Genomic DNA, 21,869 nt, shown 5'->3' with positions numbered 1-21,869 from the left:
TGGATCACCCTCAACCGCCCCGAAGCCATGAACGCCCTCACCCCCGACCAACGAAACCACCTGATCCAGCTGCTGGAGGACGCGTCGGCCGACGCGTCCTCCAGCAGCTGGATCAGGTGGTTTCGTTGGTCGGGGGTGAGGGCGTTCATGGCTTCGGGGCGGTTGAGGGTGATCCAGGAGACCTGGTTGTCGAGGGTGTGCGCTATCAACGGGTTCCCTCCGGAGGGGTGCGTGCCCCCTGCGGGGCTTTGGCCGTTTGCTGGTCGGTGGCTACCGGCATATCGCCAGCGCGTCCAGCGCAACCGCCCCCTGTCCCCGGGGCAGCACCATCACGGGGTTGATGTCCAGCTCGGACAGCTCGCCGTCCAGTTCCAGCGCCATCCGCTGGACGCGCAGTACAACCTCCACCAAAGCCTCAAGATCCGCCGGAGGCCTCCCACGGACGCCGGACAGCAGCGCCCGCCCCCGCAACTCCCCGAGCATCGACCGAGCCTGCTCCTCACCGAACGGCGGCACCCGCACCGCCGTGTCCTGGAGGACCTCCACGAGTACGCCACCGAGCCCGACCGTCACCGTCGGACCGAAGAGGTCGTCGTGCGTCACACCGACGACCATCTCCACACCGGGCTCCACCATCTGGCACACCAGAACCCCGTCGAGCGACACATCCTCGTACCGGGCGATGTCGGTCAGCTCCCGGTACGCGTCCCTGACCTGGCTGGCCGACGTCAGGCCGATCTTCACCAGGCCGAGTTCGGTCTTGTGGGCGAGCCGCGCACCGGACGCCTTCATGACGACCGGGTACCCGACGAGCCCGGCCGCCCGGACGGCCGCCGCCGCGCTGGTCACCAACTGCTCGCGCGGCACGCGAATCCCGTACGCGCGCAGCAACTGCTTCGCCGCGTGCTCGCTGAGCCTGCTGCCCGGCCGCATCAGCGCCCGGGCCTTGCGACAGGAGGGCGACGGGCTGCGTGGCGCCTCGTCGAAAGGCGAGCGGTAGGACGCGGCGAACCGGGCGTGGTCCAGGTGGGCGCGTACCGCCGTGATGCAGTTCGCGAAGGTGCGGAACGTCGCGACCCGGGACGAGCCGAGAAGCGTCTCGCGGTACGCGGCTTCCGTGCCGACCGGCGAACCCCACACCACGCACACCAGTTTGTCCGTCTCCTCCGCCGCGTCCACCAGGTCCCGCGCGAGCTTGTCGCTCATGGGCGGGAAAGGGCCCGTGATCGGACAGATCAGCACCCCGATCGCCGGATCTGCGAGGATGGCGTCGATGATCTTGCGGCCGCGCCAGTCGCCGACCGGATGACCGCCGTTGTCGATCGGGTTGGTGACGTCCAGGTACTCGGGTATCCACTGGTGCAGCTCCGCCTGCTTGGCGTCGGAGAGGGTCGGCAGGCGCAGACCCGCCTCGGTCGCCAGGTCCGAGAAGTGCGCACCGGTACCGCCGGAGATCGAGTAGACGGCCACCCCGTCGGCGGACGGCGGCCGGGCGCGCGCCAACAGGGCGGCCGTGTCCTGCAGTTCGTCGAGGCCGTCGACGCGTACGACTCCGTACTGGCGCATCGCGGCGTCCACCACCGCGTCGGCGCCGGTCAGTTTGCCGGTGTGGGAAGCGGCCGTACGGGAGCCCGTCTCGGTGCGGCCGACCTTGACCGCGACGACGGGTACTCCGCGCCGCGCGGCCCGGTCGGCGGCCAGGAGGAAGGAACGGCCGTCCTTCAGCCCTTCGACGTAGCAGGCGATGACGCCGACCTCGGGCTGCTCGGCGAAGTACGAGATGAAGTCGGCGCTCTCCAGGTCGGCCTCGTTGCCGGTGGGTGCCCAGTGGGAGAGGCGGATGCCCAGTTCCTGGAGGGTGAAGACCGGCCGGCCCTGGTGTCCTGACTGGGTGATCAGCGCGATCGCCGGCCCGTCCAGGTCGTCGCGGAACTTCTCGAAGGCGTTGAGGTTGGTGTTCGGGCCGAGCAGCCGCAGCCCGGAGCGCTGTACGGCGGCGGCGAGCCGGGTCTGCGCGGCGGCGCCCTCCGCTCCGGTCTCGGCGAACCCGGAGGCGAAGGCGACCGCGAACCGCACCTTGGTCCCGGCGAGTTGCTCGACCACCGGGAGCGGGTCGGAGACCAGCAGCACGGCCAGGTCGACCTGTTCGGGCAGGTCCGCGACCGAGGGGACGCAGGGTATGCCGAACACGGACTCCCGGGTGGGGTGCACCGGGTGCAGCCGGGCCCCGACCCGTTCGGCCCAGGCGAGCAGTTGTCGGGTGATACCGGTGTTCGGGCGCCCCTCGGCGTCCGAGGCGCCGACGACGGCCACCGACTCGGGGCGGAAGAAGCGGTCCAGATCGGGTACGCCGGCGTACAGGGGCCGGCCGCTGACGTCGAGGTCGTCGGTGGCGGCGGGCCTGCCGTGCACGGCAGGGGCCGGTTGCTCGCCGCAGGCGATGACCCGGGCCCGGCGGGAGTCGGTGGTGAGGGTGCCGTGGGTTGATCCAAGCATCGGTCCGCCCGCTCCTGTGTGGCTGCCAATAGCTGACGCTGTGTCAGATTACTGAACTGACGCTGTGTCAGGAACTGGTCTGCATGCAAATAACTTGTGGCGACCACAGGATTGGCTCCCTCGCCGGCCCGACTTCCGGCCGACTTCCGGCCGACTTCGGCCCGACTTCGGGCCGACTCCCGGCGGACTTCGGGCCGGCTTCGCGTTACTTGTCCTGATGGCCGGCGCAGCCGGTCTTCGTCTCGGCCGTGGTCTTGAGCCGGTTCACCCAGTCCTTGAGGCCGGTGTCGAGGGCGGCCTGGTTGCCGGGGATGTCGGCTTCGGCGGGAGCGCCCGCCCACGATTCCTCCGTGGTGGCGAGCACACCACCCCTGACCTGCTTGAAGGTGAACAGGTGCACGCCGGCGATGCCGTTGACGGGCGCGGCCCACGCGGTGCAGCGCCCCTGCCTGACCGTCGTGACGGTCGACGTGACCTTCATGTTCTGCGGGGACCACTCGAAGACCGAGCCCGGCCGCAGCGGCCCCGGCGTCTTCTTCTGCGCCGGGGTGATCTCCGGTATCCAGGTGTCCCACGCGTCGATGTCGGTGTGCAGTTTCCAGACCGTCCTCACCGGCGCCTTGATGAGAACACTGGCGCGGCTGATGACCGGTGCGCTCTGGTCGACGGTCACGCCCTTGCACTCCTGGTGGGCCCCGGCACCGGGCCGCGCCTGGTGCGCCGATGCCACGGACGGCACGGACAGCGTCGTCGCCACGGCAACCGCGGCGACAGCCACGCCCTGCATGAGCCTGTGCGGTGATTTCATCGCGTCGTTCTCTTTCTCGGTGGTCCGGTGGTCCGGTGCTGCTGGTGTGATGTGCATCGTGTCGGCGGGCACCCCACCGTCGCGTCGGCGAAAACTGCGTAGCCCGGTGCCGCGGTGCCGCGTGTCAGCGCAGGCCCTGCTCGGGGGTCCGAGGGCTACGGGCCTGTCCCGCGCGGGAGCCGAGGCGGCGGTGTTCGAGTACCGCCGCGATCGCGTAGGCGCCGCCGCCGGCGAGGGTGAGGACCCAGTAGAAGCCGGGAGTGCCGAGGAGGAGCGCCGCGGTGGAGGTCAGGGCGAGCCAGGTGCCGAGGGTGTAGTGGAGCAGGTTGCGGCGCTGGGCGCCTTCGGCGACGTACAGCAGGCCGACGACGAAGCCGGAGCCGGTGGGCCAGAGCAGGGTCTGCACATCGGGCATGTCGAGGGCGGACGCCAGACCCGTGATGGCGAGGAACAGGGCGGCGAAGGCGGTGATCCAGGCGGCGCCGAGGAGTTGGCCGGAGAGGACGTCGTCGGGGTCGGTGGTGGCGCGCTGGGCACGCATGGCGGCGGCGGTGGCCTGGACGGTGCCGACGGCCAGCCCGGCACCGAGGAGGGCCATGGGCAGCCAGCCGGGCAGGCCGAGCAGGGGCGTGTCGCCCTTGGACACCGCGGCGGAGCCGTGGCCGAGCAGGTAGGCGAGACCGAAGCTGAGGTAGGTCGCACGGTTGTCGACGTCACCCGGGAGGCGTGCCGCGGCCGGACCGTTGGCGGTGGCCGGACCGCCGACGGTGACCGCCGGAGTGACGGTGGCGACCGGCGGGGCGGTGGTGGTGATGGACATCGCGGATACCTCCGGAGTGGTGGGGGTGGAGCATCGGACGGTGCGTGAGCGTGCGGTGCGGGGGAGCTCTGGACAACACGGGTGCCCGGGACACGGGCTGAGCGGCTGCCCGGGTTACGGCCCGCGCGGGCGCCCAGGGTGCGGGATGGCCGGCCGTACGGAGACCGCGTACGGAGACCGCACCCGAAGACCACGTACGGACACCGCGCCCCAAGGCCGCGCCCCAAGACCGCGGACCGTTCACCCCTCGGGAACGATGACGACCTTGCCGGCGACAGTGCGGGACTCGGCGAGCGTCAGCGCCGAGGCCGCGGCCGACAGCGGGATCTTCGCGGCGATCTGCGGGGTGACGACCCCGTCGGCCACCAGACGCAGCACCTGGCTGAGGTCCTCGGTCATCCGCTGCTGCCAGGACGCGCGGCAGCGGCGCTTGCCGGCCCAGAAGTTGTAGAAGTGGGCGCCCTTGCCGTTGGGCAGGGAGTTCCACGCGGCGAGCCGCGCGAACAGCTTCATCACCGGCAGCTGCGAGTTGCCCTCCTCGTCCTTGGTGGCCGCCGTGCCGTACGAGACCAGCGTTCCGCCCTTGCGCAGCTGCTGCCACGACTGCTCCACCCCGGCGCCGCCGACGTGGTCGAACACCGCGTCCACGCCGTCCGGGGCGAGCTCCCGGATCCGGGCGTACATGGCCGGGTCGCGGTAGTCGACCGGGGTCGCGCCCAGTTCGCGCACGGTCGTGTGGTGGCGCTCCGACGCCGTACCGATCACGGTGATCCCGGCGTGGCGGGCCAGTTGCACGAGCGTGGAGCCGACCCCGCCGTTGGCGCCCAGCACCACGATCGTCCCGCCGGTGCGGACCTTGGCGAGGCGGTGCAGCATCTGCCAGGCGGTGATGCCGTTGACGATCACGGTCTCCGCGGCGGCCGAGTCCACCTCGTCCGGTACGGGCATCAGGTCCACGGCGTCGACCAGGAGGTGGCTGGCCCACGCGCCGGTCTTGGTGACCGCGGCGAACCGGCGTCCGACGAGCGCGGCGTCCACCTCCGGGCCGACCGCCGTCACGGTGCCGACCACGTCGTAGCCGGGCACGAAGGGGAACGGCGGCTGGTCGAAGTACTTGCCGCGCCGCATCTGCTGCTCGGCGAACGACACGCCGGTCGCGTCCATCCGCAGGACGACCTGGTCCTTGACCGGGGCCGGCAGCTCGCGGGTCCGGAGCTCCAGGCCGTCCGGCTCGACCTTGCCGGGCAGGACGATCTCGGTGACGGAGGTGGTGGCGACGGTGCTTGTCATGGCTTACCTCTGGGGGTTTCGTCCGTGTGCTTACAGACGTAAGGCTATATGCGTTAACTCAACATCGGCAAGTGGGTACGCCGATAAACTTCGCGGTGTAAGGCAACGGCGTGGAGCTTGCTGCGTGCCGTGCGACTCGGGACCTGCCGAACGCCTCCTTCGGCGGCCTGTCGAGCTTCCCTGCTTCCCTGCTTCCCTCGGCCGAGCCGCCAGCCTTTTACCGACGCGTACGCCCTCGCGTCGGTGAAGCTCGCCCAGGGGCAATACCGGTGACTTTGAGCTGTCTGGGTCGTTGGGTGTGGGGTGCCAAGGCCCGGACAGGTGAAGTCGCCAACAGGTGAGCGGTTCTCGGACCTGTCCGAGATCGTCGCCGCGCGGGACAAGAACCGCCGGGCCGACCCGGTCACCGTCCGGGTCATCGAATACACCCTGGGCACAGGTACGGACGGTATGGTCTACCGGCTGATCACCACGATCCTGGACCCGCAGGCCGCCCCGGCGGCCGACCTGGCCGCGCTGTATGCCCAGCGGTGGGAGATCGAGACCACACTCGACGAGATCAAGACCCACCAGGGCGGACCCCGGCTCGTGCTGCGCTCCCGACACCCGGCCGGCGTCGAGCAGGAGATCTACGCGTTCCTACTGGTCCACCACGCGCTGCGCGACCTGATGCACGAAGCAGCCAGCCAGGCCGGACGTGATCCGGACCGGATCTCCTTCAGCCGCACCCTGCGCGTCGTCCGCCGCCACGTCACCGGCCAGGCGGCACTTTCCCCCCTGCCGACTCACCCGGGCCATGGCCCGGGCTCTGCGCGAAATCCGCGGGCGACTCCTGCCGCCCCGACGGCTACGGTCCAACCCCCGTGCGATCAAATCCGCGGGTGGGAGGCGTCAGGCCAGCTTGTTGAAGAAGGCGCTGATGTCGTCGGAGAGCAAGCCCGGTTCCTCATAGGCGGCGAAATGTCCCCCGCGGGGCATGATGGTGTAGCGGGTGAGGTTGTAGGTCCGCTCGACCCAACTGCGCGGCGGTTGGCCCCCGAGGTCGTAGGGGAAGACCGCGAGAGCGGTCGGCACGTCGACGTGCTCGACGCGTGGAGTGATCCCGTGGTGGCGCTCGAAGTAGGGACGAAACGACGTCGAGATCGTGTCGGTAAACCAGTACAGCGACGCCTGGGTCAGCAGGAAGTCATCGTCGAACCGGGTGGACAGGTCGCCGCCGCAATCGCTCCACGCCCGGTACTTCTCAAGGATCCAGGCGAGCAGGCCCGAGGGTGAGTCGGACAGGCCCTGGGCGAGAGTGAGCGGGCGGGTCTGCTGCTGGTGGGAGTACCCTCGCTCGGCGTCGAACCATGCCTTCTCCGCTTCGAGGTATGCGCGTTCTCCGTCGGTCAGACCGGTCGGGTCGAAGCCGGGCGGGTCGGCGGAGGCCAGTAGGTGGACGCCGACCACGGCCTCCGGGTTGGCCTGCGCGAGCAGACTGCACTCGCCTGCACCCAGGTCGGAGCCATGTACGCCGTAACGCTCGAAGCCGAGCACGTCGTGCATGAGCCGATGCCAGATGTCGTGGGTCAGCGGGCTCCGGTCGAGAGTAGGCCGCTGCGGGGACAGCCCGAACCCCGGCAGGGCCGGGATGATGACGGTGAACGAGTTCTCCGGGCTACCCCCGTAGCGCGAGGGCGCGGACAACCAGTTGGCCAGACCGGTCAGTTCGAGAAACGAGCTGGGCCAGCCGTTGGCGAGCAGGAGCGGTAGCGCCCCGTCGCGCTCGGCGTCGAAGCGCAGGTAGTGAACGGACGTGTCGCCGACCTCGGCGAACCGGGACGGTAGGGCGTTGATGGCGGCTTCGTGCTCGCGCCAGTCATACGCCGATGCCCAGTGGTCGACCAGGCGGCGCAGCTCGTCGCCGTCGGTACCGGCTTTCCAGGCATCGACCGGCCACGGCTTCGCCCACCGTGTCCCGCGCAGCCGTGCACGGAGGTCGGCGAGTTCACTGTCGGACACATCGAGTAGCTGTCGAGGATCAGGCATGAGCTTCTCCCTTCTTTCGACACCATTGAAAGCTAACAGTGGTGTTGACCGTTCGCGACACTGGTAAACCCGTATAGTGGTGTCGTGGCTACACTCACCCTGATCGAGGAGTTCCTCAACACCGTCGACGAGCGTTCGTTCACGCGGCATGGCCAGATCCACATCGGCGGCGAGCGGTTGGCGTCGGCGCGAGCACTGGCGGACTGGCTGGCAGACCACGGCCTGGCCGATGCCGGCGTCGAGATGGAGCAGACGGATCTGGTCGACGCCATCGCCTTCCGCACGACCCTGCGGCAGTCACTCGCGGGCGATGTCGAAACCGCCACGGCTTTCGCGGACTACCCACTGCAACTCGCGCCCGACCGGCCGGGCGAGCTGCGCATCGCCGCCCGGACGGGAAGAACATGGCTCGACGTCATCGTCGAGACCGTGACCGTGGCCGTGTGCCGGGAAGACTGGAGACGCATCAAGCTCTGCGCGGCGCCGGACTGCCGATGGGCTTTCCACGACACGTCACGCAGCGGTCGAGGGCGCTGGTGCGACATGGCCGTCTGCGGCAATCGTCACAAGACCCGCGCCTACCGCGAGCGCCATCAGCAAGCCACATGACGTCGCGGAACACACCGCACCCCCACGGCCCGACTACACCGATCGCTCACTCCCGAATGAGGAGAACCATGCCCGACGCCTTGGAGACCACGTACCTGGCCTACCTCGACGCGCTGAACGACCGGCGATTCGGCGACCTGGACGACTACGTCCACGACGAACTCACCTACAACGACGAGGCCTTCACCCGCCAGCACTACGCCGACATGATCGCGGCGGACAGCCGCGCCGTGCCGGACCTCCACTTCGATGCGCACCTGTTGGTCGTCGCCGACGACACCGTGGCATGCCGACTCCGGTTCAACTGCACCCCCACCAGCACGTTCTTCGGGCATGAACCGACGGGGAGGCCCATCTCCTTCTGCGAGCACGCCTTGTACCGGTTCCAGGCCGGGCGGATCGCGCACGTCTGGTCCCTCATCGACCGCGAGGCGATCGCCACCCAACTCCGCAACTGAACGGCACCGCTTGGTCGGCCGACGGTGCCGCGTCCCTCCCGCTGGTCGCGGGTACCTCGCCGGGCCGGGCGCCGGGCTCATCGCCTTCAGCCCCGGAGTGATCGACGCCGTAGGCGTGCTCGCCCCGGTGACCGCGACGGTCTCATGCGGATCGCACCGTCCAGACCGCCGCTACGCCGCCGGTGTCACTGCGGCCGGGCCGAGTGAGACCTGGTGGGCGTGCTCGGATGTGGGCGGAAATCACACCGCTCAGAACAGCGTGACGAGGTAGCCGATGACCAAAGTCACCGGTATTGCGCCTAGGGGTGCCACGGCAGCGCACGGCAGGGCGCGACGGCATGCGGCGGTGTGCGATGGCGCTCGGTGGTGTGCGGGAGGTCGCCTGACGTGGGCGCCATGACGTCGGCCCCTGCGAGGGCAGATCGCCTTCGTACGGCACAACGACGGCGACGGCCCGAAGTTCATGCTGCGCGCCGCCCAGCGGCATCGAGGCGTTCGCCCGGCGGACCGCGGAGGAACTGCGCGCCACCGGCGAGAAGGCCCACGGCCGGTCCGGGCCCAGCTACGACCGGCTCACCGCGCAGGAGGTGTACATCGCGCGGCTGGTCGCCACCGGCGCGACGTCCGAGGAGGTCGCCGCCCGGCTGTTCCTCAGCCCGCGCACCATCGACGCCCACCTGCGCAACATCTTCCGCAAGCTCGGCGTCTCCTCCCGCAGACAGCTCAGGGACCACCCCGGCCTCGGCGACGCGTGACAATCGGGACATGAGCGCCGACACCCCCACCCCGCCGTCCACTCCACCATCCACCCCGTCCTCCGAGCCGTCCCCGCCGTCCGAGTCCGCCGAGCCGCGCACAGAGTTCGTACGGCTGCTGAGGTCCCAGCGGGTCTGGGACACCGAGCTGCCGGACTTCGACCCGGCCGTTGCCCCCGCGGAGCCGCTGCCGCTGTTCGAGCGGTGGTTCGCCGGGGCCGTGGCGGCCGGGCAGACCGAGCCGCACACGATGTCACTGGCCACGGCGGACGCCGACGGGCTACCCGACGTGCGGACCGTGATGCTGCACGGCGCCGACGAGGAGGGCTGGCACTTCGCCTCGCACGCGGGCAGCCGCAAGGGACGGCACCTGGCGTCCCGCCCGTACGCGGCGCTCGGCTTCTACTGGCCCGCGCAGGGCCGGCAGATCCGGGTGCGCGGCCCGGTGACGGTCGCCCCGCCCGAGGTCGCGCGGGCCGACCTGCGGGCCCGCTCGACCGGCGCGCTCGCCTCCGCGCTGGTGGGCAGGCAGAGCGAAGTGCTGGACTCGTACGAGGAGTTGGAGCGGGCCTCGGACGCCGCGTGGGACCGCGCCCGGCGCGAACCGGACGCCCCCACGCCGTCGTGGACGGTGTATGTCCTGGACCCGGACGAGGTGGAGTTCTTCCAGGGCGACGCGCGCCGACGGCACGTACGGCTCACCTACCGCCGCGCGAACCACCCGACGTGGCGCAGGGAACTGCTGTGGCCGTAGAGGGCTTCTGACGGATCTCCGCCGCGTCGGGGCGTCACGGCAGGGCAGGGCGTCACGGCAGTACGAGTACGGGTTCGGGGTCCGTGGTCAGTCGTGCGTGCAGGTGGACGTCCCGGAAGGTGTCCAGGCGCCCCGACTCGAACATCGCCCCGCGCAGGGTCCCCTCGTACGGGTATCCGCACCGCTCGGCGATCCGGCACGACGCCTCGTGCCCGAGCGCGTGGCCCAACTCCAGCCGGTGTACGCCGAGTTCTTCGAAGGCCCAGCGGGAGGCCAGGGCGAGCGCGCGCGTGGCCACCTGACGGCCGCGTGCGTCGGGGAGCACCCAGTAGCCGACCCGGGCGACCCGTATGACGTGGTCGATGTCGTTGACCCCGATGTGCCCGAGCGGTACGCCGGTCGTCGCGTCCGTCACGCAGAAGGAGGCGCCCACCCCTTCCTGGGCCGCCTTGGCCCGCGCACGCAGCGATTCCTGCGCGGCGGCCCGGTCCTCTATCGGTCTGAGCGGCGTGTTCCACCGCTGGAACTCGGGGTCGGTGTAGCCCCGCAGCCAGGCCTGGACGTCGTTCTCGGCGTCCGCGTCCCAGGGGCGGAGCCACAATCCGTAGCCGTGGATCTCGGGGAGGGGGAGCGAGGCGGAGGACTCGTACAAGTCGGTCATTGACCCATTCAACAACGGCGGCCCGGGACTCCAGAAGGCGCCCTAAGGGTTGCCCTGGACGTTGCCCTGGCCATTGCCCCAGGGGGCGGCAGCCGACGACCGGAACACCGGAATCACGACGGCGCCCTCCGCCGACGCCGAGCCCCGCGCGCCCTGGGCATCCCGCACGCTCTCCGTGCGAAAGGCCACCTCCAGCGCCATCCCCACCCGCAGCGCCCCCTCCGCGCAGTCCACCACCTCGGTCATCATCCGCGGGCCCTCTTCGAGGTCGACGACGGCGGCGACGTACGGCGTGCGGGCCCCGAAGGGCGGCAGGTCGTTGCGGTGGACGACGGACCAGGTGTAGAGCGTGGCGCGGCCACTCGCCCGTTCCCAGGTCACGGCCTCGCTCCAGCAGTGCGGGCAGAACTCGCGGGGGTAGTGGTGGGCACGCCCGCACGCGCCGCACCGGCGCAGCAGCAGGTGCCCGGTGGCGGCCGCGTCCCAGTAGGGGCGGGTGAAGGCGTCGATCTCCGGCACGTCGAAGCGCGCCGCCACGTCGAAATGGGCCGCCATCAGAAGAGTCCCAGCGCGCTGTCCAGGGACCACGTCTGCCAGGACATGCCGAAGAGGGCCACCAGGGAGATCAGCGCCATCATCGTGTTCTGCCCCTGCTCGGCCCAGTCGTGGATCATCAGCACGAGGTAGAGGAGATTGAGCAGCAGTCCGCCGACGAGGGCGATCGGGGTCAGGAAGCCGGCTACGAGGCCGAGTCCGAGGGCGAGTTCCGCGTACACGACGACGTACGCCATCGTGCGCGGCCGTGACGCGACCACCGCGTCGAAGCCGCCGCGCACCGCGCTCCACCGGTGCTTGGCCGCGACGTCCGCCGCCCACGCGATCCCGGTACCCCGCTGGAACCAGCCCTTCTTGTCCTTGTGCCGCCAACTCTCCAGCCACCACAGCCCGAGCCCGACACGGAGCACGGCGACCCATTCCGCACCGGTGAGCCAGATGGTGTCCATGGCCTCAAGCCCCTCCCGTGACCGCGAATCTGACGGTACGTCAGTTCAGCGGAAGCGGGGACCGGGCGCAAGACGCGCGCAGGCACGTTCTCCGCCCACCCCGTCCGAGCGGCCTACGTCATCCGTCCCGGCGTGAGCTCATCCCACACCGCACGCGCGTGTGTGGTCTACGACACGGGCCCCACACACCCCTCCTACAGCCGTGATCAATTCGCAACTGATTCCGGGCTTGACCGAGACCCATCAAGTGACGGCGTGCATACGCTCGGCACATGGCCGACTCTCCCGACGCGACATCCCCGACATCCCCGGCGCCTGCGTCGCAGCAGAACAGACCGCAGGACAGCCCGCAGGATCGACCCGTGTACGTCATCGGGGGCGGACCCGGTGGTCTCGCGACGGCGTACGCGCTGCGCGCCCGGGGCATACGGGCTGTCGTGCTGGAGAAGTCCGACCGTGTCGGGGCGTCCTGGCGGCGGCACTACGACCGGCTGCGGCTGCACACCACCCGCGGGCTCTCCGCGCTGCCGGGCCTGGCGATGCCCCGTTCGTTCGGGCGGTGGGCGTCGCGCGACAACGTGGTTCGCTATCTGGAGAAGTACGCCGAGCATCACGAACTGGAGATCGTCACGGGCGTCGAGGTCTCCCGCGTGGAGCCCGCCGCCGACGGCACCGGCTGGCTGCTGCACGCCACCGGCGGGCGCGAGCTGACCGGCAGCGCGGTGGTCGTCGCCACCGGCTGCAACCACACGCCGTACGTGCCCGAGTGGCCGGGCCGCGACGCGTACACGGGCGCGTTCCTGCACGCCGGCGAGTACCGCAACCCCGCCCCCTACGCCGGACTTGACGTCCTCGTGGTCGGCGTGGGCAACACCGGCGCCGAGATCGCCGTGGACCTCGTCGAGGGCGGCGCCTCGCGCGTACGCCTCGCCGTGCGGACCGTGCCGCACATCGTGCGCCGGTCGACGGCCGGCTGGGCGGCCCAGTACACCGGGGTCCTCTGCAGACGGCTGCCGGTCGCGCTGGTGGACCGGCTGGCGGGGCCGATGGCCAGGCTCAGCATTCCCGACCTCGCCGAGAAGGGGCTGCCGCGGCCCGACACCGGGCTGTACTCGCGGGTGAAGGAGGGGTCCATCCCCGTGCAGGACGTCGGCCTCATCGACGCCGTCCGCAAGGGCCGTGTCGAGGTCGTGGCCGCGGTCGACGGGTTCGAGGACGGCAAGGTCGTCCTCGCGAACGGCGACCGCGTCGGCCCGGACGCCGTGATCGCCGCGACCGGCTACCGGCGCGCCCTGGAGGGCCTCGTCGGCCACCTCGGTGTGCTCGACACAAGCGGTCGCCCGGTCGTCCGGGGTGCCCGCGCCCCGAAGAACGCGCCCGGCCTCTACTTCACCGGTTTCACCAATCCGATCAGCGGCATGTTCCGCGAACTGGCCATCGACGCCGAGAAGATCGCGAAGGCGATCGCGCGCGACGCCGGACGACGGAACCCGTCCCGCGTCGCACGCTGAGGCCCCCGGACCGGTCCCTGCCCGTCATTGACTCCGGACGGGTGCCTGCTCGTCCGTGAAGTGCGCGAGCGTGGTGATGACCCGGTCGGCGATGTCCGGCGGCCAGGGGAACGAGGGGGAGACCGCCCGCTGGTGGGCGAGTCCGTGCAGGCCGAGCCAGAGCGCGACCGTGTCGGCGGCCACGTCGGTGCTGGTCGCACAGCCGGCGGTGACACAGGCCTCCAGGGCTCCGGAGAGCCGCTGCAAGGTCTCCTGGCCGAGCGTGACCATGTCCTCCTTCGTCACGGAACTCGCGTTCAGATCGGGCACCCAGAGCCCTCCGAACATCGTGCGATAGCGTCCGGGGTGGGCCTGGCCGAACTCCAGGTAGGCCCGGCACAGGGCCGTGAGCCGCTCGCGGGGCGCGTCGCCCGCGGCGTCCACGGCGAGGTCCAACTGCTCGTCCAGCTCGGTGAAGGCGCTGCGGACCACGGCCAGCATGATGGCCGGCTGGTCGGGGAAGTGCCGGTAGATCGAGGGGGCGGCGATCCCGACACGACGAGCGACGGAACGCAGGGTGATGGCGCTCTCGTCACCGGTCTCGTCGAGCAGGCCGACCGCCGCCGTCACGATCTCGTCGCGCAGCCGGTCCCCCTCCCCGCGGCGGTTGCGTACGCGGACGGGTGTCGCTGATGTGTCGTCTGCCATGCCGTTACCTTACAGCGCAAAACTTATACGCGTTCCTCTTGTGTTCGATTAATTAACGACTGTAGCCTTACGCTTGTTAGCCAAATGGGCGGGCTGAGCGGATCGGAAACAACGTGAGCGGCAACAGCAAGAGCCGGGTTCGGCCGAGGAACCCTCGCGGCGAGGGGGACCGGCTCCGCGGCGAGATCCTGGCCGCCGCGGCCGAACTGCTCGACGCGGACGGCGGCGGCGAACGTGCCCTGACGCTGCGGGCCGTCGCCCGCAAGGCCGGGATCGCCGCGCCCTCGATCTACCCGCACTTCCCCGACCGGCCCGCCCTCGTGCTCCACGTGATGCGGCAGGCCTTCGCCGAACTGGCGGCCTGGCTCCGGTCCGCCCTCGGCGAGGCGGGCGACGAGCCCCAGGAGCGCCTGGACGCCGTGTGCCGGGCCTACCTGGACTTCGCCCGCGACCACCCCGAGCGATACCGCGTCATGTTCGGCGGCACACGGAACCCGCTCCCCACCACCTGTGATCCGGAGACGCTCGGCGCTCCGGGGAGCCTCGGCGCGGACGCGATGCGGATACTCACCGACTGCCTCGCGGGCTGTCTCGCCGCGGGGCGCTGCACCAGTACGGACCCGGCCGCCGACGCGGTCGCGCTGTGGCTGGGGCTGCACGGGCTCGCCCACCAGCGGGCGGTCTCCCCCTCGTTGCCCTGGCCGGCCGACATCGTCCAGCGCGTCACCGTCCCCCTGTCCCACCTCGTGTGAGGTCTGTCCGGGGGCGTGGCGCAGGCCGGTGGTAGGGCTGGCACCACCATGGATCCGGGTGTGGCCTCTCTCGTGGGCGCGGACGTCCGACGACATTGTTGAACCCAGTTGAAGTCGACCCCAGTTGACGTCAGAAGACCTCAGTTGATCGCAGGGGTGCGCAGCCCCTCCCCGGAAGGACACCCTCATGAAGTCGCAGCTCGCAACGCAGCCGGAGACGGTGGGCGAGGCCGCTCCCGGGCCGCTCGCCTCCTTCGTCCGGTTCGTGGTCTGCGGCGGGGGCGTCGGGGTCCTGTCCAGCGGGGCTGTGGCGCTGCTGGCCGGGGCGATGCCCTGGGCCCTGGCGAACGCGGTGATCACCGTCGTGTCGACCGTCCTCTGCACGGAGTTGCACGCGCTCTTCACCTTCGGGACCGGCGAGCGGGCCGGATGGCGCCGGCACTGGCAGTCCGCAGGGTCGGCCACGGCCGCCTACGCGGTGACGTCCCTCGCCGTGTTCGTCCTGCACCTGGCGCAGTCGTCGCCCGGGGCGCTCACCGAGCAGATCGTCTACCTCGGCGCCTCCGGGCTTGCGGGGGTCGGACGGTTCCTGGTGCTGCGGCTGTTCGTCTTCGCGGGCCGCGAGGCTGTCTCGCTACCGCTCGCCGCCCGGGCCGTGACCCCGGTGGCCGTCACGCGTGTGCCGCGCGCGCCGGTGTCCGGTGTTTCGCTGGTACTCGCAGCCGGGGCGTGACCGGTCTGCAGTCGTGGTCGAAGGCCGGGGTCGGCGTTCACGCCGACCGAAAACTTCGAAATATTCTTGACATGTCGAAATTACCTTGATTGTGTGAGCGGCATTGTGAGCGTCGAGGCGGTCCCGACGCCCGCACCTGCCCATGGAGGAGAGACATGACTGGAACACCCGCGGAACGGAACGTCTTCGTCCCCCACGCCTTCCCCGAGAAGCAGATCGACCTCGGCGAGGTGACGATGAACTATGTCGAGGCGGGGTCCCCGGAGAGCCCGGCCCTGCTCCTCATCCCCGAGCAGACGGGATCGTGGTGGAGCTACGAGGACGCCATCGGGCTGCTCGCCGAGACCTTTCACGTGTTCGCGGTCGACCTGAGAGGCCAGGGCCGCAGCTCCTGGACGCCGAAGCGGTACAGCCTCGACAACTTCGGCAACGACCTCGTCAGGTTCATCGCACTGGCCATCGCCGAGCCGGTGGTCGTCTCCGGGTGCTCTTCGGGCGGTGTGCTCGCGGCCTGGTTGTCGGCGTACTCCATGCCGGGGCAGATCCGGGGAACGATCTGCGAGGACGCCCCGCTGTTCGCCTCCGAGCTGGTTCCCGCGTTCGGACATGGCATCCGGCAGGCCGCCGGTCCGATGTTCGAGATGTGGAACAGGCATCTCGGCGACCAGTGGTCCGTAGGCGACTGGGACGGCTTCATGAGAGAGGTCGCGGACTCGCCGTTCTCGGTGACCGCGAACATGTTCCAGGACCCGACCACGCCGCCGCAGTTCATGAAGGAGTACGACCCCGAGTGGGCGCGCGCTTTCCACGACGGCACGGTCGCCGTGAACTGCCCGCACGACGTCATGCTGGCACAGGCGAAGACGCCTGTGCTGATCACTCATCACCAGCGCATCGAGGACCCCGAAACCGGAACCCTGGGCGGTGCGCTCTCGGACGCACAGGCCAAGCGCGCCAAGCAGCTCATCGAGTCCGCCGGCCAGCGGTGCGACTACCAGGATCACCCGAAGGCGCTGCACATGATGCACCAGTTCGACCCGGAGCTGTACGCCGGGATCGTCACTGAGTGGATCACGACACTGAGCTAGCGTCATCCGGTTCGTCCGTGTCCGGTGACGAGCGACAGGTCGATGTCGTCGAGCCGTGCGCCCCGCCACGCGATGTGCTGATCGGGCCGGACGAGCAGGAAGTCGTGGGCCCCCACACCGTGATCGGTGCGCCGAAGGACGGTCAGCGGGACCTTGCCCTCTTCGGCACGTGCGACGACCCGTCCGGCCTCCCGCACGGCGTTCCCGGCGGCGCTGCCGTCGTTCGGCAGCAGGAGGGTGAACTCGGGGCCGAGGTCGTCGTACAGCGCTCGGCCGGGTCGCGTCCAGACGTGCGGCAGACGACCGCCCACCGCGGTCGACGGCACGTACGTCTCGACGTCGACCGGAGGCGGGGCGGTAGGGCTGGCCGTACGGCCGCCGGCAGGGCCGCCGTCGTCGATGACGGGAGAGCCGGCGTAGGTGTATCCGAGGGTGAGTCCGAGCGAGTGGAACTCCTCGTTCTTGGTCCGCTGGAGCGCCTCGGCGGTGTGGGCCAGGCCGTGGCCGGTCGCTCGCAGGTTCGTCGTCGCCGACGCGATGGTCTCCTCGGCGACGCGGCGGCGCTCGATCTCGTACGTCCTGAGCAGCCGCGGTCCGCCCCAGCCGTTCAGCACGGCGGCGAGCTTCCAGCCGATGTTGACGGCGTCACCGACGCAGGTGTTGAAGCCGTGGCCACCGAACGGAGGGTTGAGGTGCGCGCTCTCGCCGACCAGGAAGACGCGGTCGGAGCCGAAACGGTCCGACAGGAGCATGCGGGGCGTCCACGGGTCCGTCGACAGGATCTCGATGTCGAGCTCGGCAGCGGGCCGCCCCACGAGCGCGGCGATGAGGTCGACGGCGCCCTCGGCGTCACAGGTGTCCCCGCTCCCCGCCAGAATGGCCCACCACAGGCCGTCATGGTCGAGCGGACCCACCGCCCCCGGCACCTGAGGTCCGATCACCCAGTAGTGCAGGGCGTCGCCCATCGCAGGCCGCAGCGACGCGGACCGGAAGACGGCGTTCAGGTTCGCCACCGGTGCGGAGGTGCCGTGGAGGACCGCGCCGACGGTGCGACGGGCCAGGCTCGACCCGCCGTCACACCCGAGCGCGTAGAGAGCGGTGAGGACGTACGTACCGTCGGGCCCTTCGACGGTCGCGGTGACCGAGTCGGCGTCCTCACGCAGTGCGGTGACACGGTGCCCGAGCCGCAGGTCGACAAGACCTGTCGAGCGGACGTGCGCACGGAGTACGTCCTCCACCAGCGGCTGACCGATCTGCTGCCCGGACTCGGCGAAGAGGTGGTGCGGCCCGTCGCTGAGCCCGAACACCTCGTGGAACTCGGTGATCACCGTGCCGTCGAGGCCGTCACAGAAGACCACTCGACGGTTCCAGGCCGGCGACAGCGGTGCCCGGCGTCGGATCTCCGCGGCGACACCCCAGCGACGGAAGTGCTCCATGGTGCGAGGACTCGTGGTCTTGGCGCGCGGGCGCGCGTTCGACACCGTCGTCCGCGGTTCCACGAGGACGGACCTGATGCCATGGAAGGCGAGTTCCGCGGCGGAGGCCAGACCGGCCGGGCCGCCGCCGATGACGATGACGGGTTCCGAGGACGTCGGAAGCGGGTGACGTTTCATGGTCGTATGGTTCGCCGTGTGACTGCCGACACGCAGTGTGCATGCCGATGAGTGGCACACGGTTTCCGCCCGGCTCGGGCCGGCCCCTGACGGGGGAGGCGGTGCTCACGCGCGCCTTTCGCCTGCTCAGGGCGTTCGAGGCCGCGGACGGGGCGCTGAGCCTGACGGCGCTGGCGCGCCGCAGTGGCCTGCCCAAGAGCAGCACGCTGCGCATCGCTACGCAGCTCGTGGCGGTCGGCGCGCTCGAACGACGCGACTCCGGTGACTTCGTCATCGGCCTGGGGCTGCTTGAGGTCGCGTCTCTCGCTCCCCGCGGCCACGGCCTGCGGGCGGCGGCCCTGCCCTACATGCAGGACCTTCAGCAGGTCACGCGTCAGCACGTGCTCCTGGCGGTACGGGAGGACACGGACGCCATCCTCGTCGAGCGGCTTTCGGCGCTCGACGCGACGCCCGTCAAGTACCGCGTCGGCGGCCGATTGCCACTGGACGCCACCGGGGTCGGCCTCGCCCTGCTCGCTCATGCGCCGGAATCGGTTCGGGCGGCCGTCATGGACGGTCCCGCGGCGACGGTGCAGGACGCCGCTGCCGGACGGCGGGTGAGGCAGCTCGTCGCGGCGGCCCGCGCGGAGGGGGTCGTGGCGCTGACGATCGCCAACCCGGTCGCCGGAGGCCCGGCGGAGATCACGACGGTCGCGGCGCCGATTCTCGACGCGCGGGGCCACGCACTGGGCGCGATATCGCTCGTCTCGCCGTCGACGGGCGAGCCCCGGACCGGTCTACGCCTCGCGCTTCGCACGGCGAGCCTGGCGATCGCACGCGCCGCCGGCCAACGTCCTCGCCCGAACTGAGCCGAGCCGTCTCGCGCGAACTGAGCCGAGTCGTCGGTCAGGGCGCGGACGCCTCGGCCGCCTCGCGACCGGAGATCAGGAGCTCGGTGGTGCGACGGATGTGTGCCTCGGTGAGGCGGACCGCCGTGTCGCCGTCCCGGGCGACGGTGGCCTCCATGATCTCGCGGTGCTCGTGGTCGAGATCACGGTGCGCCCGTTCGGACGCGGGCCGGGTCCAGCACCGGTACACCACGGAGATCGAGCGGAGCCGTTCGGCCGTCTCCACGAGGTATCCGTTGTGGCAGCCCTCCAGGATGGCGCGGTGGAACGCCTCGTGCGCCCGCAGCCACTCCTCGGAGATGTCGTCGTCCGCCGCCGCCTCGCCGACCCGGGTCAGCGCGTGATGCTTGGCGATGACGTCGCCCTCCCAGGCGATGTCGCCGTCGATGACGGCCTGCCGGGTCACCAGGGTGTCGATGGCCACCCTCGCGTCGGTGAGCTGGCTCAGCCGGTCGACCGACACGTCCACGACCCGGAAGCCGAGCTGGGCCTCCGAGGTGGCGAGGCCCTGCTCGACCAGGCGCGGGAGGACCTCACGCAGGACGCCGGTGCTGACCTCGTACCGGAGGCCGAGGTCGGCGAAGCCGAGCCGCGACCCGGGAACGAGCCGGCCATTGAGAACGTCGGCCCGGATCCGCGCCAGCACGACGTCCGAACGGGTGGGCCCTGAGCGCGATCGACCTGCCATGACGGCACCCTACCTAAGTTTCGAAATTGACGAAAAGCCCACGGAAGCCGCGGCCATAGTTTCGAAATTTCATTGACATATCGAACGTACCCTGGTTCCGTGAGGGTCTCGACATACGGGCTGGTCGTCGGTCAGCGGCGACCGCGTGACAGGAAGGCGAGCACGTGCGCATCGCAACCCACTCCGGCCGGATGCTTCTGGTGTCCCCGGACTCCTCACGAGCCGTCGACGTGTCCCAGGTGAGCGGGGGGCGTTACGGTCCGGGTCCGCGCGAGGTCTACGACGTCTGGGAGGAGTTCGCCCGCTGGGCCGGCGACGCCACGATCGACTTCGACGCGGACGGTGTCCCGGTCCCTCTCGACGAGCTCGGCGCCCCGTCGCCTGACCCCCGTCAGGTCTTCGCGATCGGGCTGAACTACCGCGACCACGCGGACGAGGCGGGCTTCGCCCACCCCGACTCGCCGCCCACCTTCACGAAGTGGGTCGGCGGCTTCGCCGGGCCTGTCGGCGACCTTCGCCTCCCCACGGAGACGGTCGACTGGGAGGCCGAACTCGTCGTCGTGATCGGGCGTCGCGCGGAGTCGGTGGCCGCGGCGGACGCCTGGTCGTACGTCGCCGGTCTGACGGTCGGCCAGGACTTCTCGGAACGCACCCTCCAGCTCAGCGGGCCGGCACCGCAGTTCTCGCTCGGCAAGTCGTTCCCGGGATTCGCCCCGCAGGGCCCGTGGCTCGTGACCGTCGAAGAGCTGGCGGACCCCGACAACCTGGCGATCGAGTGCAGGATCAACGGCGAGACAGTACAGAAGAGCTCGACCGACCGCCTGATCTTCTCCGTGCCGGGTCTCGTCGAGCAGCTGTCGGCGGTGCTGCCGCTGCTGCCGGGCGACGTGATCTTCACCGGCACGCCGGCGGGCATCGGTGCCGCCCGCAAGCCCCCGCGCTTCCTCCAGGACGGCGACGTCGTCGAGACCACGATCGAAGGCATCGGCGGCCTGCGCCAGGTCTGCGTAGCCACGCCACGCTGACCACATCCACTGGGTGACGGAAGGATCTCTCATGCCGCTGCACCGGCTGACCAGTATCACGATGGGTGTCCCGGACGTTCTTCAAACAGCCGCCTATTACACGGACTTCGGCCTCACGGCGGTGGCTGACACAGTGACCGACACGGCAGGCGGGTCGAAGTCGGCTCGCTTCACCACCGTCGACGGCGGTGAGCAACTGACGATCGCCTACGCGTCCCGCCGGCGACTGATCGACCTCGGGGTGGGGGTCGACCACCCGGAGGACGTCGAGCGGATCGCCCACGCGATGGGCCGTCTCGACATCGAGACCGTGCGCACCGAGACCTCGGTCGAAGCGGTGGACCCCGGCACGCGGGTTCGCGTGCGCGTCGAGATCGCCCCTCGGATCGACGCGGACCCGACGCCCGTCCCGCCCTACAACGCTCCCGGGGTCGTCGTCCGTGAGAACGAGCGTGCTGACTCCGTTCTGCGTGCCGGCCGCGTGCGACCGCGCAAGCTCGGGCACGTGGTCCTCGGCTCGACCGACCAGGCGGCCTCGGAGCGGTTCTTCACGGAGGCCGTTGGCTTCAAGGTGAGTGACACCGTGAAGGGAATCGCCGCGTTCATGCGGTGCTCGACCGACCACCACAACGTATTGGTGCAGAGCGCGCCGGTGGACTTCCTGCACCACACCTCGTGGCAGGTCGACGACGTCGACGAGGTCGGCCGGGGCGCCACCGCGATGCTCGAACAGGACCCCGGCCGGCACGTCTGGGGCCTCGGCCGGCACGCGATCGGCTCCAACTTCTTCTGGTACCTGAAGGACCCGGCAGGGCATTTCTCCGAGTACTACTCCGACATCGACTGCATCGTCGACGACGCGCTGTGGACGCCGGGCGAGTGGTCGGGCATGCGGGCGCTGTACGACTGGGGGCCGCCGCCCCCGCCGTCGTTCCTCGCACCGGAGGATTTGGCGGGCCTCATGACGGGCTCACACACGTCGTGACCCCAGCGCTTCCCTGCGGGGCTTTTTGCGGTTTGTCGGGTGCGGGTCGCTTGTGGCTGGTCGCGCAGTTCCCCGCGCCCCTGGGGGGTGGGGGTTTGGCTTGTGTGTTGGCCGCGGGCCGTCCGTGGCTGGTCGCGCAGTTCCCCGCGCCCCTGGAGGGGGTGGGGGTTTGGCTCTTGCGTTGGCCGCGGGCCGTCCGTGGTTGAGCGCGCAGTTC

At 70.5% G+C, this 21,869-nt stretch carries 21 protein-coding genes and 3 pseudogenes; 12 read left to right on the top strand and 12 right to left on the bottom strand.

What is annotated here, in order from left to right; all coding sequences use genetic code 11:
- From AOK01_RS44955 to AOK01_RS13490, 5 genes and pseudogenes are all read right to left on the bottom strand, one after another.
- A pseudogene (locus AOK01_RS44955) lies at positions 1-209 on the bottom strand (hypothetical protein); the annotation flags it as partial.
- Positions 210-270: 61 nt separating this feature from the next.
- Positions 271-2,496, bottom strand: coding sequence for an acetate--CoA ligase family protein (locus AOK01_RS13505; protein WP_055511242.1), 2,226 nt, complete (start codon positions 2,494-2,496; stop codon positions 271-273).
- 205 nt (positions 2,497-2,701) lie between these two features.
- Positions 2,702-3,304: an SRPBCC family protein gene (locus tag AOK01_RS13500; protein WP_245702228.1), complete on the bottom strand. Its 603-nt coding sequence runs from the start codon at positions 3,302-3,304 to the stop codon at positions 2,702-2,704.
- 124 nt (positions 3,305-3,428) lie between these two features.
- The gene (locus tag AOK01_RS13495; protein ID WP_055511240.1) at positions 3,429-4,124 is read right to left on the bottom strand and encodes a hypothetical protein; all 696 of its coding nucleotides are present in this window, start codon (positions 4,122-4,124) and stop codon (positions 3,429-3,431) included.
- A 240-nt stretch (positions 4,125-4,364) separates the two neighbouring features.
- A complete protein-coding gene (locus tag AOK01_RS13490) occupies positions 4,365-5,414 on the bottom strand; it encodes a medium chain dehydrogenase/reductase family protein (protein WP_055511239.1) in 1,050 nt (349 codons plus the stop codon).
- Between the two features lie 303 nt (positions 5,415-5,717).
- Here AOK01_RS13490 and AOK01_RS41035 point away from each other — a divergent pair.
- Positions 5,718-6,050, top strand: a pseudogene (locus AOK01_RS41035) (transposase); the annotation flags it as partial.
- Between the two features lie 255 nt (positions 6,051-6,305).
- Here the strand turns inward: AOK01_RS41035 and AOK01_RS13485 are convergent.
- A complete protein-coding gene (locus tag AOK01_RS13485) occupies positions 6,306-7,442 on the bottom strand; it encodes an epoxide hydrolase family protein (RefSeq protein WP_055511238.1) in 1,137 nt (378 codons plus the stop codon).
- Positions 7,443-7,526: 84 nt separating this feature from the next.
- Between AOK01_RS13485 and AOK01_RS13480 the strand changes: the two genes are divergently transcribed.
- The 4 genes and pseudogenes from AOK01_RS13480 to AOK01_RS13470 all read left to right on the top strand — a co-directional run bounded on the left by AOK01_RS13480 (position 7,527) and on the right by AOK01_RS13470 (position 10,018).
- Positions 7,527-8,051 carry a CGNR zinc finger domain-containing protein gene (locus tag AOK01_RS13480; protein ID WP_055511237.1) on the top strand — a complete coding sequence of 175 codons (525 nt, stop codon included), beginning with the start codon at positions 7,527-7,529 and terminating at the stop codon, positions 8,049-8,051.
- A 68-nt stretch (positions 8,052-8,119) separates the two neighbouring features.
- Complete coding sequence (locus tag AOK01_RS13475) at positions 8,120-8,509, top strand: ester cyclase (protein ID WP_055511236.1); 390 nt, start codon at positions 8,120-8,122, stop codon at positions 8,507-8,509.
- Between the two features lie 482 nt (positions 8,510-8,991).
- A pseudogene (locus AOK01_RS41030) lies at positions 8,992-9,264 on the top strand (helix-turn-helix domain-containing protein); the annotation flags it as partial.
- 10 nt (positions 9,265-9,274) lie between these two features.
- Positions 9,275-10,018: a pyridoxine/pyridoxamine 5'-phosphate oxidase gene (locus AOK01_RS13470; RefSeq protein WP_055511235.1), complete on the top strand. Its 744-nt coding sequence runs from the start codon at positions 9,275-9,277 to the stop codon at positions 10,016-10,018.
- 52 nt (positions 10,019-10,070) lie between these two features.
- Here the strand turns inward: AOK01_RS13470 and AOK01_RS13465 are convergent, their stop codons facing one another.
- The 3 genes from AOK01_RS13465 to AOK01_RS13455 are packed head-to-tail and all read right to left on the bottom strand — an operon-like array spanning position 10,071 to position 11,683.
- Positions 10,071-10,679 (bottom strand): GNAT family N-acetyltransferase, encoded by a 609-nt coding sequence (locus AOK01_RS13465; RefSeq protein WP_055511234.1) that lies wholly within the window; start codon positions 10,677-10,679, stop codon positions 10,071-10,073.
- A 42-nt stretch (positions 10,680-10,721) separates the two neighbouring features.
- Positions 10,722-11,234, bottom strand: coding sequence for a Zn-ribbon domain-containing OB-fold protein (locus tag AOK01_RS13460; protein ID WP_055511233.1), 513 nt, complete (start codon positions 11,232-11,234; stop codon positions 10,722-10,724).
- Positions 11,234-11,683: a hypothetical protein gene (locus tag AOK01_RS13455; RefSeq protein WP_055511232.1), complete on the bottom strand. Its 450-nt coding sequence runs from the start codon at positions 11,681-11,683 to the stop codon at positions 11,234-11,236. The genes AOK01_RS13460 and AOK01_RS13455 overlap by 1 nt, the downstream gene beginning before the upstream one ends.
- Before the next feature lie 272 nt (positions 11,684-11,955).
- On the opposite strand from AOK01_RS13455, the gene AOK01_RS13450 reads away from it, so the two are divergent.
- On the top strand, positions 11,956-13,194 hold the full coding sequence (locus AOK01_RS13450; protein WP_079103389.1) for a flavin-containing monooxygenase: 1,239 nt from the start codon (positions 11,956-11,958) through the stop codon (positions 13,192-13,194).
- A gap of 24 nt (positions 13,195-13,218) precedes the next feature.
- Here the strand turns inward: AOK01_RS13450 and AOK01_RS13445 are convergent, their stop codons facing one another.
- A complete protein-coding gene (locus tag AOK01_RS13445) occupies positions 13,219-13,881 on the bottom strand; it encodes a TetR/AcrR family transcriptional regulator (RefSeq protein WP_055511230.1) in 663 nt (220 codons plus the stop codon).
- A gap of 113 nt (positions 13,882-13,994) precedes the next feature.
- Between AOK01_RS13445 and AOK01_RS13440 the strand changes: the two genes are divergently transcribed.
- The 3 genes from AOK01_RS13440 to AOK01_RS13430 all read left to right on the top strand — a co-directional run bounded on the left by AOK01_RS13440 (position 13,995) and on the right by AOK01_RS13430 (position 16,454).
- On the top strand, positions 13,995-14,633 hold the full coding sequence (locus tag AOK01_RS13440) for a TetR/AcrR family transcriptional regulator (RefSeq protein ID WP_055511229.1): 639 nt from the start codon (positions 13,995-13,997) through the stop codon (positions 14,631-14,633).
- Between the two features lie 187 nt (positions 14,634-14,820).
- A complete protein-coding gene (locus AOK01_RS13435; protein WP_055511228.1) occupies positions 14,821-15,366 on the top strand; it encodes a GtrA domain-containing protein in 546 nt (181 codons plus the stop codon).
- 155 nt (positions 15,367-15,521) lie between these two features.
- Entirely contained in the window at positions 15,522-16,454 is a 933-nt protein-coding gene (locus tag AOK01_RS13430; RefSeq protein WP_055511227.1) for an alpha/beta fold hydrolase, read from the top strand.
- Positions 16,455-16,456: 2 nt separating this feature from the next.
- Here AOK01_RS13430 and AOK01_RS13425 read toward each other — a convergent pair whose 3' ends face one another.
- The gene (locus AOK01_RS13425) at positions 16,457-18,067 is read right to left on the bottom strand and encodes an FAD-dependent monooxygenase (RefSeq protein WP_063792782.1); all 1,611 of its coding nucleotides are present in this window, start codon (positions 18,065-18,067) and stop codon (positions 16,457-16,459) included.
- A gap of 47 nt (positions 18,068-18,114) precedes the next feature.
- On the opposite strand from AOK01_RS13425, the gene AOK01_RS13420 reads away from it, so the two are divergent.
- Complete coding sequence (locus AOK01_RS13420) at positions 18,115-18,915, top strand: IclR family transcriptional regulator (protein WP_055511226.1); 801 nt, start codon at positions 18,115-18,117, stop codon at positions 18,913-18,915.
- A gap of 37 nt (positions 18,916-18,952) precedes the next feature.
- Here the strand turns inward: AOK01_RS13420 and AOK01_RS13415 are convergent, their stop codons facing one another.
- Entirely contained in the window at positions 18,953-19,642 is a 690-nt protein-coding gene (locus AOK01_RS13415; RefSeq protein WP_055511225.1) for a GntR family transcriptional regulator, read from the bottom strand.
- Positions 19,643-19,806: 164 nt separating this feature from the next.
- On the opposite strand from AOK01_RS13415, the gene AOK01_RS13410 reads away from it, so the two are divergent.
- Positions 19,807-20,667: a fumarylacetoacetate hydrolase family protein gene (locus AOK01_RS13410; RefSeq protein ID WP_055511224.1), complete on the top strand. Its 861-nt coding sequence runs from the start codon at positions 19,807-19,809 to the stop codon at positions 20,665-20,667.
- 31 nt (positions 20,668-20,698) lie between these two features.
- The gene (locus AOK01_RS13405) at positions 20,699-21,652 is read left to right on the top strand and encodes a VOC family protein (protein ID WP_055511223.1); all 954 of its coding nucleotides are present in this window, start codon (positions 20,699-20,701) and stop codon (positions 21,650-21,652) included.
- The last annotated feature ends 217 nt before the right edge of the window (positions 21,653-21,869 follow it).

Source organism: Streptomyces aurantiacus (assembly GCF_001418335.1).
In the GTDB taxonomy this organism is placed as follows: Bacteria; Actinomycetota; Actinomycetes; order Streptomycetales; family Streptomycetaceae; genus Streptomyces; species Streptomyces aurantiacus.
The sequence above is the reverse complement of the archived record's forward strand: the minus strand, read 5'-3'. Positions and strand labels throughout refer to the sequence as shown.

Excerpts from the sequence above, each read along its gene's own strand:
- AOK01_RS13505 (WP_055511242.1), bottom strand. The coding sequence starts at position 2,496 with ATGCTTGGATCAACCCACGGCACCCTCACCACCGACTCCCGCCGGGCC.
- AOK01_RS13500 (WP_245702228.1), bottom strand. The coding sequence starts at position 3,304 with ATGAAATCACCGCACAGGCTCATGCAGGGCGTGGCTGTCGCCGCGGTT.
- AOK01_RS13495 (WP_055511240.1), bottom strand. The coding sequence starts at position 4,124 with ATGTCCATCACCACCACCGCCCCGCCGGTCGCCACCGTCACTCCGGCG.
- AOK01_RS13490 (WP_055511239.1), bottom strand. The coding sequence starts at position 5,414 with ATGACAAGCACCGTCGCCACCACCTCCGTCACCGAGATCGTCCTGCCC.
- AOK01_RS13485 (WP_055511238.1), bottom strand. The coding sequence starts at position 7,442 with ATGCCTGATCCTCGACAGCTACTCGATGTGTCCGACAGTGAACTCGCC.
- AOK01_RS13475 (WP_055511236.1), top strand. The coding sequence starts at position 8,120 with ATGCCCGACGCCTTGGAGACCACGTACCTGGCCTACCTCGACGCGCTG.
- AOK01_RS13470 (WP_055511235.1), top strand. The coding sequence starts at position 9,275 with ATGAGCGCCGACACCCCCACCCCGCCGTCCACTCCACCATCCACCCCG.
- AOK01_RS13465 (WP_055511234.1), bottom strand. The coding sequence starts at position 10,679 with ATGACCGACTTGTACGAGTCCTCCGCCTCGCTCCCCCTCCCCGAGATC.
- AOK01_RS13460 (WP_055511233.1), bottom strand. The coding sequence starts at position 11,234 with ATGGCGGCCCATTTCGACGTGGCGGCGCGCTTCGACGTGCCGGAGATC.
- AOK01_RS13455 (WP_055511232.1), bottom strand. The coding sequence starts at position 11,683 with ATGGACACCATCTGGCTCACCGGTGCGGAATGGGTCGCCGTGCTCCGT.
- AOK01_RS13450 (WP_079103389.1), top strand. The coding sequence starts at position 11,956 with ATGGCCGACTCTCCCGACGCGACATCCCCGACATCCCCGGCGCCTGCG.
- AOK01_RS13445 (WP_055511230.1), bottom strand. The coding sequence starts at position 13,881 with ATGGCAGACGACACATCAGCGACACCCGTCCGCGTACGCAACCGCCGC.
- AOK01_RS13435 (WP_055511228.1), top strand. The coding sequence starts at position 14,821 with ATGAAGTCGCAGCTCGCAACGCAGCCGGAGACGGTGGGCGAGGCCGCT.
- AOK01_RS13430 (WP_055511227.1), top strand. The coding sequence starts at position 15,522 with ATGACTGGAACACCCGCGGAACGGAACGTCTTCGTCCCCCACGCCTTC.
- AOK01_RS13425 (WP_063792782.1), bottom strand. The coding sequence starts at position 18,067 with ATGAAACGTCACCCGCTTCCGACGTCCTCGGAACCCGTCATCGTCATC.
- AOK01_RS13420 (WP_055511226.1), top strand. The coding sequence starts at position 18,115 with ATGAGTGGCACACGGTTTCCGCCCGGCTCGGGCCGGCCCCTGACGGGG.
- AOK01_RS13415 (WP_055511225.1), bottom strand. The coding sequence starts at position 19,642 with ATGGCAGGTCGATCGCGCTCAGGGCCCACCCGTTCGGACGTCGTGCTG.
- AOK01_RS13405 (WP_055511223.1), top strand. The coding sequence starts at position 20,699 with ATGCCGCTGCACCGGCTGACCAGTATCACGATGGGTGTCCCGGACGTT.